The organism is Nitrosospira briensis, assembly GCF_900115125.1.
In the GTDB taxonomy this organism is placed as follows: domain Bacteria; phylum Pseudomonadota; class Gammaproteobacteria; order Burkholderiales; family Nitrosomonadaceae; genus Nitrosospira; species Nitrosospira briensis_A.
Genome location: NZ_FOVJ01000007.1, coordinates 143,246 through 154,348 on the forward strand (window position 1 = coordinate 143,246; position 11,103 = coordinate 154,348).

11 protein-coding genes are annotated in these 11,103 nt (G+C 53.6%); 9 read left to right on the forward strand and 2 right to left on the reverse strand.

All coding sequences use genetic code 11. The annotated features are described in order from the left end of the window. Positions 1–46: 46 nt before the first annotated feature. Positions 47–1,453: a chromosomal replication initiator protein DnaA gene (dnaA, locus tag BMZ14_RS12690; RefSeq protein WP_074798156.1), complete on the reverse strand. Its 1,407-nt coding sequence runs from the start codon at positions 1,451–1,453 to the stop codon at positions 47–49. A 184-nt stretch (positions 1,454–1,637) separates the two neighbouring features. Here dnaA and rpmH point away from each other — a divergent pair, with 184 nt between their 5' ends. From rpmH to mnmE, 5 genes are all read left to right on the forward strand, one after another. Continuing rightward, positions 1,638–1,772, forward strand: coding sequence for a 50S ribosomal protein L34 (gene rpmH / locus BMZ14_RS12695; RefSeq protein WP_074798158.1), 135 nt, complete (start codon positions 1,638–1,640; stop codon positions 1,770–1,772). A 33-nt stretch (positions 1,773–1,805) separates the two neighbouring features. Further along, a complete protein-coding gene (rnpA, locus tag BMZ14_RS12700; RefSeq protein ID WP_083396787.1) occupies positions 1,806–2,150 on the forward strand; it encodes a ribonuclease P protein component in 345 nt (114 codons plus the stop codon). After that, positions 2,138–2,347 (forward strand): membrane protein insertion efficiency factor YidD, encoded by a 210-nt coding sequence (gene yidD, locus BMZ14_RS12705; RefSeq protein WP_074798162.1) that lies wholly within the window; start codon positions 2,138–2,140, stop codon positions 2,345–2,347. The genes rnpA and yidD overlap by 13 nt, the downstream gene beginning before the upstream one ends. A 66-nt stretch (positions 2,348–2,413) precedes the next feature. After that, a complete protein-coding gene (gene yidC, locus BMZ14_RS12710) occupies positions 2,414–4,117 on the forward strand; it encodes a membrane protein insertase YidC (RefSeq protein ID WP_074798165.1) in 1,704 nt (567 codons plus the stop codon). Between the two features lie 71 nt (positions 4,118–4,188). Continuing rightward, positions 4,189–5,547, forward strand: coding sequence for a tRNA uridine-5-carboxymethylaminomethyl(34) synthesis GTPase MnmE (mnmE, locus tag BMZ14_RS12715; RefSeq protein ID WP_074798167.1), 1,359 nt, complete (start codon positions 4,189–4,191; stop codon positions 5,545–5,547). A 45-nt stretch (positions 5,548–5,592) separates the two neighbouring features. On the opposite strand, the gene BMZ14_RS12720 is transcribed toward mnmE, so the two are convergent. Continuing rightward, positions 5,593–5,832, reverse strand: a complete 240-nt coding sequence (locus BMZ14_RS12720; RefSeq protein WP_074798169.1) for a YtxH domain-containing protein — start codon at positions 5,830–5,832, stop codon at positions 5,593–5,595. Positions 5,833–6,282: 450 nt separating this feature from the next. On the opposite strand from BMZ14_RS12720, the gene mnmG reads away from it, so the two are divergent. From mnmG to BMZ14_RS12740, 4 genes are all read left to right on the forward strand, one after another. Next, entirely contained in the window at positions 6,283–8,193 is a 1,911-nt protein-coding gene (gene mnmG / locus BMZ14_RS12725) for a tRNA uridine-5-carboxymethylaminomethyl(34) synthesis enzyme MnmG (protein ID WP_074798171.1), read from the forward strand. Next, positions 8,190–8,822: a 16S rRNA (guanine(527)-N(7))-methyltransferase RsmG gene (rsmG, locus tag BMZ14_RS12730; RefSeq protein WP_074798173.1), complete on the forward strand. Its 633-nt coding sequence runs from the start codon at positions 8,190–8,192 to the stop codon at positions 8,820–8,822. Before mnmG ends, rsmG begins: the two co-directional genes overlap by 4 nt. An 84-nt stretch (positions 8,823–8,906) precedes the next feature. Continuing rightward, complete coding sequence (locus BMZ14_RS12735; protein ID WP_074798175.1) at positions 8,907–9,719, forward strand: ParA family protein; 813 nt, start codon at positions 8,907–8,909, stop codon at positions 9,717–9,719. 14 nt (positions 9,720–9,733) lie between these two features. Further along, positions 9,734–10,573: a ParB/RepB/Spo0J family partition protein gene (locus BMZ14_RS12740; RefSeq protein ID WP_074798178.1), complete on the forward strand. Its 840-nt coding sequence runs from the start codon at positions 9,734–9,736 to the stop codon at positions 10,571–10,573. Positions 10,574–11,103 lie beyond the last annotated feature (530 nt).

An 11,103-nucleotide genomic window follows, 5' to 3' on the forward strand; every position in this document is an offset into this window, starting at 1 on the left:
CAAATAACGAGTTATCCCCAAATGATCCCGTTTTAGTCCCCGGTTATCACCCGCGCAAAATGTGCAGCAAGGCGTTGAAATCTCTGTTGATCGTGGGGTCGGATGCTCGTAGCTCGGCGATTTTCCGATAGCCATGCAGTACCGTTGTATGATCTCTGCCACCGAACGCTTCACCGATATCGGGCAGGCTCAATGGCGTGAGTTCCTTGGATATGGCCATTGCCATCTGCCGAGGTCTTGCAACGATGCGCGAACGCTTTTTGGAGTACATTTCGGCGACCTTGATCTTATAGTAATCTGCCACCGTTTTCTGTATGTTTTCTATGGAAATCTGGCGGTTCTGCACCGCCAGCAGGTCTTTCAAGGCTTCCCGTGCCAAATCCAGCGATAACGAATGCCCGGTAAAACGGGAGTAGGCAAGTACCCGTTTCAGGGCGCCTTCCAGTTCACGAACATTGGAACGGATATGCTTTGCTATAAAAAAGGCGACGTTTTCGTCCAGAACAATGTTCTCCATCAGCGCTTTTTTCAGCAGGATTGCTACTCGCATTTCCAGTTCCGGAGGTTCAACCGCCACCGTCAGGCCCCAGCCAAAACGCGAAATCAGACGTTCTTCCATGCCGGAGATTTCTTTCGGGTAAGAGTCGCATGTAATAATCACCTGTTTATGTGCTTCGATGAGCGCATTGAAGGCGTAAAAAAATTCTTCCTGCGTTCGATTTTTGCCGCCAAAGAACTGGATATCATCTATCAGCAAAAGGTCGAGAGAATGATAATATCGTTTGAAATCATCAAAGGCCTTGTGTTGGTAAGCCCTCACTACGTCGGACACATACTGCTCTGAATGAATATATCTGACCTTTGCCGAACTGTTGTGTTCCAGCACGAAGTTACCGATAGCCTGAATCAGATGGGTCTTGCCCAGTCCGACGCCACCATATATGAAGAAAGGGTTGTAGGCGACACCAGGACGCTCGGCCACCTGGATAGCCCCGGCGCGCGCCAGTTGATTAGCCTTCCCCGTGACGAAAGTGTTGAAGGTAAACGAGGGATTGAGCCGACTGGGATTTTTTTCGCGCTTTTCCCTGTGATCTCTGCCGGCACTTCTTGACGCGGGAACTGCAGGGGCATCAAATGCAGCTGGAAGCGGAGGTGAAGTTACCACAGCCTGTTCAGCGGTCTGGGGCGTTGTTTTCAGGAGAACCTGATCAGCAAGCGTTAATTGAAAGCAGACGGTTCCTGAAAAATGGTTTTCAGCCATCTGTTCAATATGGGACAGGAAATTTTCTTTTACCCATTGCATGACAAAGCGGTTGGGCGCGACCAGCGTGAGGGTGGGCTCGTGGTCTTTAGGGGACAGCTCGAGGTGCAGCGGTTTAATCCAGGTATTGAATTGCTGGGCGCTAAGCTCTTTTTCAAAACGTTCAAGACAGGAAAGCCAAAAGGTATCCATTGCAGGTATTGGTCGTGATTCTGATCGGGGAAAAAGAGGAAATTCTAAAGCGGGGGTGAGTAGTGTATTTTAGACCCTTCCCTTCTACTTATCCACAGGGGAAGAAAAAAATATCGGTTGACATCAACCTTCGTAAAGAGTTGTAATGTCGAGTTTTATTTATCAGGCTTAGGGGAAGGGAACGATGAAACGCACTTATCAACCATCCGTCACGCGAAGAAAGCGAACTCATGGTTTTCGGGTTCGAATGAAAACCGTGGGGGGCGCGGCTGTGATCCGGGCTCGCCGAGCCAAGGGACGAGTTCGTCTGGGGGTCTGACCGAAGCGTCAAGTTAGCTAGAGGAACAGTATTATTCGTTTTCCGAAAAGTCACCGGTTGCATAAAGCAGAAGAATTTTCCTCTGTTATTCGCTTCGGATGTTCTGCACGTAGCGAATTTCTTCAGATCTTCGCAAAGCCCAACGATCTGCTGCATTCCAGATTGGGGTTGATTGTCGCTGGTAAAATCGAGCGGCTTGCGGTGAGCCGCAACCGGGCGAAGCGCCTGTTGCGGGAAGTATTTCGTGCGCGTCAACGCGATTTGGCTGGACTTGATCTGGTGGTGCGATTGCGTTGCCGCGTTAATCACAGCGATTCGTCCCGGATGACGGAAGAAGCCGAGAGACTCATGATTCAATTGCAGCGATGTCGCGGATAATCATCGGTTTCATCAAGCTCTACCAGTATTGCCTGAGTCCTTTTTTTGGACCCTCGTGTCGGTTCAGCCCATCCTGTTCAAACTACGCCTGTGAGGCGCTAACCCGGCACGGTGCACTGCGCGGAACATTCCTTAGCGTCCTGCGGATATTGCGTTGCAATCCCTGGAGCCGCGGCGGATATGATCCTGTTCCCTAGAACGCTTAAATCCGATTATCCCGGTACGGATTATGCGTATCGTAAAACATAAAATTGCAAAGCAAGATGGATACACAAAAATTCGTACTCTTCCTGATTTTTTCCACCTCCATGTTATTTCTATGGGATGCGTGGCAGAAAGAACAGCTTCCCCCCGCTCCAGCAGCGACAAGCGCGCCAGCGCCCCAGGGGGGACGCAATTCCGCTAGCACACAGGGAGAGGCTCCGATACCCGGTAATGAACTGGCTTCGACACAGCAGGGCAAGAGCGGGGTCGCCCCAGGGGTCACTCCAGAAAAGGCAGCGAGCAAGCTTGAGTCAGCGGAAAAGATTGCCGTTAAAACCGACATGGTGGTCGCGGAAATCGATACCGTGGGGGGCGATCTACGCCGCCTCGAGCTACTGCATCACCCTGACAAGGAAGACAAAAGCAAGCCTTTCGCGTTATTGCAAAATGAGCCCGAGCATATCTACGTAGCGCAGTCGGGGCTGATCGGGGAGGATTTACCCACTCACAAGACGCGCTATACGGCGGAGCCAGGCACCTATGAGCTGGTGGCAGGCCAGGATAAAATCGAGGTGCGGCTCGTCGCACCCCCGGCCGAGGGTGTAAGCGTAACAAAGGTGTATACCTTTCATCGCGGAAGTTATCTCATTGACGTGAGTTTCGAGGTCACCAATGAAAGAACTGACGCGATCCAGCCATTTTCCTATTTCCAGATGTTGCGCGACAGCCAGCCGCCCGTAGGCTCGTTCTTCATGATACCCACCTACATGGGCGCTGCGCTTTACACCGAGGAAGACAAGTTCAAGAAGATTGAATTCTCGGCGCTGGACAAGGGTAGCGCAAGCTACCCGAAAAATGCGGACAATGGCTGGATTGCCATGCTTCAGCAATATTTTCTCTCTGCCTGGCTGCCCAAAGACAAATTGCCGCGGGAGTATTACGCGAAGCGCTTGGGCGAAAACGAGTATTCGGCAGGAGTAATTGTACCTGTCGGCGTGGTAGAACCGGGACAAACCTCCACTGTTACCGTACCCCTCTACTCCGGCCCCGAGGAACAGAGCAAACTTTCATCGATTGCGCCCGGGCTGGATCTGACAGTCGATTATGGCTGGTTAACCGTGATCGGGGCGCCACTGTTCTGGCTACTGTCTTTTTTTCATTCGTGGACCGGAAACTGGGGAGTGGCCATTATTCTTCTGACCATGTCGGTCAAGCTCGCTTTTTTTCCGTTATCCGCGGCTGGTTATCGTTCGATGGCGAAGTTGCGGCTGGTTACGCCCAAGCTGCAGCGTTTGCGCGAGCAGCACGGGGCCGACCGGCAGCGCATGAACCAGGCAATGATGGAATTTTACAAAACCGAAAAAATCAATCCCATGGGCGGCTGCCTGCCCATTCTGGTCCAGATTCCGGTGTTTATCTCGTTATATTGGGTTTTGCTCGCCAGCGTGGAATTACGTTACGCGCCCTTTGCCTTATGGATAGAGGATCTTTCCTCCCCCGACCCGTATTACGTACTTCCGGTAATAATGGGCATTTCCATGTTCATACAAACCCGGCTTAATCCTCCGGCTACGGACCCCATCCAGGCGAAGGTGATGCAGATCATGCCCTTTGCTTTCAGTATTTTCTTTTTCTTCTTTCCGGCTGGATTAGTGCTGTATTCACTGGTAAACAACGTACTTTCCATTCTCCAGCAATGGCAGATTACACGCATGATCGAGGGTTCCGCCCTTGCCGCCGGCAAACAGAAAAAAGCGAACTAATCAGAGCATCTGTGACTTGAGACCGTCACCGTCCATCTCCTATTGATTGAGCCTATCGGCCAATTCTCCAAATGGGAAATTCTGACACGATTGCCGCCATTGCGACCCCGCCGGGGCGAGGCGGCATCGGTGTGGTGCGTATTTCGGGCAGAGGTTTGAAATCACTGGCGGAGAAAATCATCGGTTACATTCCCCAGGCGCGCCATGCCCGTCTGAGCAAGTTTCTCGGGGAAGATGGGTTGGTGATCGATGAAGGTATCGTTCTTTTTTTTCCTGCTCCACATTCCTATACGGGCGAGGACATTCTGGAACTGCAAGGCCATGGAGGCCCGGCGGTGATGAATCTATTGTTGGCCAGTTGTCTTTCCGCCGGCGCCAGGCTGGCCCAACCGGGCGAATTTACCCTGCGCGCCTTTCTTAACAACAAGCTGGATCTTGCTCAGGCTGAAAGCGTGGCGGATATAATAGACGCCAGCACGGGGGAAGCGGCGCGGTGCGCTGTACGTTCTCTTCAGGGGGAATTTTCCAGCGTGATACACAGTCTGGTGCAAGCACTTACTGACCTCCGCTTGCTGATCGAGGCTTCTCTAGATTTTCCGGAGGAGGAGGAGGTAGACCTTCCGCACCAGGCAGAGGTTGGGGATAAGCTGGGAAGATTGCAAGCGCAGCTTCAGCAGGTCTTCGCATCAGCGAGGCAAGGCAACCTGCTGCGGGAGGGCGTGTGGGTCGTTCTGGTTGGGCAGCCCAACGTAGGAAAGTCGAGCCTCTTGAATAAGCTGGCTGGGGAAGAGGCGGCCATTGTTACGGAAGTGCCCGGCACTACGCGCGATACTATCCGTCAGCTCATTGAGCTTGAGGGCGTTCCCATCCACCTGGTGGATACAGCCGGGCTAAGGGAAACCAACGACATCGTCGAGAAAATGGGAATCGCGCGAACTCGCTCTGTCATCGAAAAGGCTGATCTGGTGCTTTTGCTCATGGACAGCCGGCAAGGCATAACACCCGATGACGAAGCAATTCTTGCCAGTCTTCCCGCACCGCTGCCGGTCCTTCACGTTTACAACAAGATAGATTTATTGCGTGGGCCCGAGTCCGCTAAAAGCCGAAAAAGCTTCGCTGAAGTATACCTTTCTGCTAAAACAGGCGAAGGGATCGAAACCCTTCGCGAAAAATTGTTGGAAATGGCAGGGTGGCGGCCACAGTCAATGGGTGAAGGCGTATTCATGGCGCGTCAACGGCACCTTCACGCTTTGTTTACAGCCCGTGAGCATCTGGAGAGCGCCGCAGCCCTGCTAGGGAATGGGAAAGAATCCGATCTCCTGGCAGAGGAGTTGCGCCTCGCGCAAAAGGAGTTGTCCTCAATTACCGGCGAATTTACGGCGGATGACTTGCTCGGAGAAATATTTTCTCGCTTCTGCATAGGCAAATAGCGATACCGATCCCCCTCTTCATAAACAGCTGGAGGCGATGCTTCTTCACCCCGACCACATATGGCGTGCCTCGGCGCGAAGTCCTTTTGCCCGGTTTGCAAGGTTCCGTGACTTTGCGTCAATGCGTTTTCCTGTCCTGACCGTCGCGCTGTACATCTTGTCTCTGGCAAGTGCACGCCGGCGTCTTCCTTTGTCGGGATCCAGGAGGAACATCGCCAGAGCACCGAGCGCAACACCGCCCAGAATCCAGTTGATGCGAGACATATTCGCCGGGTCATGATTCATTCTTATCTCCTTATAATAAATAGGGCCAAGCCAGTATTGTTGTCGAGCGGTATGTGCTGGCTTCGTTTCATCAAGAATTCGTGACGAGGACCCGCGATCACGAGGCGCCTCCCCAAAGGATTGACGCTGGTAAGCACCTGTTGGTATTTCATACTAGATTATATTTGCTAAAAGTACAGGCGAGAGGGCCGGATCGGGATCGCGACGGAAGCTGATGCCGGGATGAATACGGGCGGAAGGTTGGTGTCGAGTGGAGAAAGCGCGACGGTTCGGATAGGCACCCTGCTTTGCATGCGGAACCCTTTCCAGTTGCCTCAAGGGTGTTTCACGTGAAACATAAGGCCTTTGAAGGCTGGCCCGGGATGGGAAACGGAGCATGGATTACGCTCCTCTCCATTTTCCCGTAGAATGCCCCTCTTCGCGCGACTACGGCAGGCGGCCGGACGAACTATGCTTTTTTCCGAAAATTTCGACGTAATCATAATCGGAGGCGGTCATGCCGGGACCGAGGCCGCGCTGGCAGCTGCACGCATGGGTCAAAAAACACTGCTGTTGACGCAAAATATCGAAACGCTGGGGCAGATGTCATGTAACCCCTCGATCGGTGGCGTAGGCAAGGGGCACCTCGTGAAAGAGATTGATGCGCTGGGAGGCGTAATGGCCACCGCTGCAGACGAAGCCGGCATTCAATTTCGGATACTTAATTCCAGAAAGGGCCCCGCAGTGCGCGCGACTCGGGCTCAGGCCGACCGAATGCTCTACCGTCAGGCAATTCGCCGGCGCCTCGAGAACCAGCCCAACTTATGGATATTCCAGCAAGCGGTGGATGATCTCATACTTTCCGGTGATCGGGTCACCGGGGTTGTCACTCAGTTGGGGATACGGTTTTCCGCTCCGGCGGTAGTGCTTACGGCAGGAACGTTCCTTGCCGGACTAGCGCATGTGGGTTCCACCAGTTTTCAGGCCGGACGCGCCGGCGATCCACCCTCTACCAGCCTTGCAGCCCGCTTGCGCGAGATGAAGCTGCCGGTCGGGCGGTTAAAAACGGGCACTCCTCCGCGCCTGGATGGTCGTAGCATTGATTACTCCGCGGTTACCGAGCAACCTGGCGATGATCCCGTCCCGGTCGTTTCCTTCCTCGGCAATGTTGCGCAACATCCAAGCCAATTATCCTGCTGGATTACCCATACGAATTGCCTCACTCATGACATTATTCGCGGCGGACTCGACCGTTCCCCGCTTTTTACAGGAGTGATCGAGGGGGTCGGGCCACGTTATTGCCCATCTATTGAGGATAAGGTAGTACGATTTTCCGCAAAAGAGTCACACCAGATTTTTCTTGAGCCAGAGGGATTGACCACCCATGAGGTATACCCTAACGGAATATCAACCAGCCTGCCGTTCGACCTGCAGGTAAAGTTGGTACGTTCCATCAAGGGTCTCGAAAATGCCCATATTACCCGGCCCGGTTATGCGATCGAATACGATTATTTTGATCCGCGCGCTCTTAAAAGCTCTTTGGAAACCAAGGCAATCAACGGCTTGTTCTTTGCCGGACAGATCAACGGTACGACTGGTTATGAAGAGGCGGCGGCGCAGGGATTGCTTGCAGGTATCAACGCCGCGCTTAAAACACAGCAGCGGGAAGCGTGGTGTCCGGGACGAAATGAGGCCTATCTGGGTGTTCTGGTGGATGATCTCGTCACGCGAGGGGTTACCGAGCCCTACCGCATGTTCACCAGCCGCGCGGAATATCGCCTGCAGCTACGGGAAGACAATGCCGATTTGCGGCTTACGGAAACAGGACGCAGGATAGGCGTGGTGGATGATGTGCGTTGGGCGTCGTTTGCAGCCAAACGGGAGGCAATCGTTCGCGAACAGGCCAGGCTGAAAACTGTCTGGCTCAATCCGGGCGCAAGTCTGGATCCTTCCGCCAAGGCAGATGTGTCACGTGTGCTCGGTAAGGCTATCGAGCGCGAATACTCGTTATACGAGTTGTTGCGGCGCCCTGATGTGTCCTATGGCGCGCTGATGACCTTGCCGGGAGCGGGCGAAGCCGCCGTTGACCCGGCGGTGACTGAGCAGATCGAGATACAGGCCAAATATCACGGCTATATCGAACGACAGAAGGACGAAGTAGTGCGTAACGCGCACTACGAGAAAACCCGTTTACCGCAGGACCTGGACTACACGACAGTCCGTGGCCTCTCCAACGAAGTACAGCAAAAATTGAATCAATTCAAACCTGAAACAGCGGGACAGGCAGCAAGGATATCCGGGATTACCCCATCCGCAATTTCATTATTGCTGGTACACGTGAAGCGTGGTTTCTCCGGCCATAAAAAAACGAAGAGCGCATGAGTCTTCCCGCACAGCTTTCCGAGGGGCTCGAGCTCCTGGGGCTAACGTTATCACCCGAAATACAAGCCCGCTTGCTGGCATTTCTTGCGCTAATTCAAAAGTGGAATCAGGTTCATAATCTGACCTCGGTACGCTCGCCGGAAACCATGCTGGTGCGGCACTTGCTCGATAGCCTCGCGGTTTTGCCATACATCGGCGGGCCGCGTATTGCCGACGTTGGCAGCGGTGCCGGACTACCCGGCATCCCGCTGGCTCTGGCGCGACCTGACTGGCATGTGGCCCTGATCGAAAGCAATCATAAAAAAGCTGTATTTCTGGAGCAGGCGCGCATCGAGTTGAAGCTGAAAAATGTCGAGGTTGTGGCTGAGCGTGTTGAAAGCTTTCACCCGAAACCCGAATTCGATATTGTTATTTCCCGCGCTTTTTCCGACCTGGTTGATTTTGTCAGACTGGCTGGACATCTCGGTCTGCAAGGAAGCAGCGGCGGCATGCTTGTCGCGATGAAAGGTATCTATCCTCACGAAGAGCTGGTGCAGCTACCGGCACAGTTCACCGTGGAAAAAATATTACAGGTCCCGGTTCCCGGTCTAGAGGCGCAGCGGCATCTGGTGCTGATCAGGCGCGCATAGGTTCAAGGAGCGCTGATCACTGCATTAAACTGGGGACCTTGGGTTCGAGGAGTGGGCTCGAGCATCGCTGGGAGAGCGGGTGAGATGGCAAAAATTCTGGCAATAACCAATCAAAAGGGTGGTGTGGGCAAGACCACCACCAGCGTAAATCTGGCCGCGAGTCTTGAAGCTGCCAAGCGCCGGGTATTGTTGATCGACCTGGATCCGCAGGGAAACGCCACGATGGGAAGCGGCGTCGACAAAAGCGGCCTGCAACACACTGTGTATCAGGCATTGCTGGGCAGTCGAAGTATGGCCGAGGTACGCATACTCTCTACCAGCGGCAAATTTGATCTGATTCCCGCCAATCGTGAGTTGGCCGGGGCTGAAATAGAGATGGTGGATTTACCCCAACGGGAAACCCGCCTGAAAGCAGCGTTGCAGGAGATGGAAAGTGAGTACGAGTTCATACTCATCGATTGTCCCCCTGCGCTCAATCTGTTGACACTCAATGGCCTGTGCGCCGCGAATGCCGTAATGATTCCGATGCAATGCGAATATTACGCGCTGGAGGGCTTAAGCGATCTCGTCAATACGATAAAAAAAGTACGTGCCAATCTCAACCCGACGCTTGAAATCGAGGGACTGCTGCGCACCATGTTCGACCCTCGCAATATACTTGCGCAACAGGTGTCCGACCAGTTGCAGCAACACTTCGGCGAGAAGGTTTACCGTACGGTGATACCACGCAATGTGCGATTGGCGGAAGCGCCGAGCTTTGGTATACCTGCGTTATATCACGACAAACTATCCAAAGGCACACAAGCCTATCTGGCTTTGGCCGGGGAAATGCTGAACAGGCATTATCCGAGCATCGAGCCAGGCCAACACGACCACGAACAGAAACTGGAAGCATAAAGCGGGCAGGAAAAATCATGAAATTGAAGGGCTTGGGAAGAGGACTGGATGCGCTGCTGGCCGGTGACAGCGATAGCGCCAAGATAGCCGAGTCGCTGCAGAACCTGAAAATAGCGATGCTGCAACCCGGCAAATATCAGCCTCGTACGCACATGGATAAGGAATCCCTGGCGGAACTCGCAGAATCCATCAAGGCGCAGGGTGTGATGCAACCGGTGCTGGTGCGGCCCATTTCTTCCGGATGTTATGAAATCATAGCCGGGGAGCGGCGCTGGCGGGCAGCGCAACTCGCCGGACTCTCCGAAGTGCCGGCGCTCATCCGCGAGGTGCCGGATGAGGCCGCGCTGGCCATGTCGCTGATCGAGAACATCCAGCGTGAGAATTTGAATCCTCTGGAAGAAGCAATGGGAATTCAAAGACTTATCAAGGAATTCGACATGACGCATCAGGCCGCCAGCCAAGCCTTGGGGAGTTCTCGCAGCTCGGTTTCCAACCTGTTGCGCTTGCTTAATCTGGCAGACCCTGTACAGGAATTGCTCATGCAGGGAAAGATCGACATGGGGCATAGCCGCGCACTCCTCTCGCTTTCCCCCGCCAAGCAGATAGAGATCGCAAATCTGGTGGTGCACAAGCAGCTCTCGGTACGAGAAACGGAAAGGCTGGTTCATAGGCTGGAGCATCCGGTAGCAAAACCGCATCCCAAACGGGATCGGGATTTGCTGCGGCTACAGGAGGATGTGTCCGCAAAGCTCGGTGCGCAGGTCGCCATAAATCCGGGCAAAAACGGCAAGGGCACAATAGTGATTCATTACGGCAGCCTTGAGCAACTGGATGGAATACTGTCCCGCTGGTAACCGGAAGCGCTAGTCTGCATTCCCTCTTTGGAAGAAATTCATGGGTTTAGCGAACCATTGAATAAAGCTCGTGTGTTTTGCAAGGAGCTGGCTGTGAAATGCTCGAGGCGTAAGGGACGGGCAGATGCCCCAAACTGCTTGACTTGGTGAATCTACAGGGATAGTCTTTACGGGGTTGTGGGTATGTAAAGTACTGGTAGGAACAATATTGGTGGTACCAGCGGTACTGGTGGCAACGATATTGATAGTACCAAACCAACAATTACCAACAATTGAGGTATCACAAATTCAGCAGTACAGATTGGCGAAGCTTCTGCCGGTGGATTGAAGGGAGGAGATACTTTTCGCCGGCGGGGCGCAGTACTTGATTAACGAATAGTAGGAGAAAACACAATGGCAACAACACTAGGAACGTCAAGCCAGGCGAAGTCGGGAGGTCGCGACTACGACATGTCGGAGTGGTACGACTCGAGGTGGTACAAGTTTGGACTGATCACGATGCTGGCGGTAGCGTGTTTCTGGATCTGGTA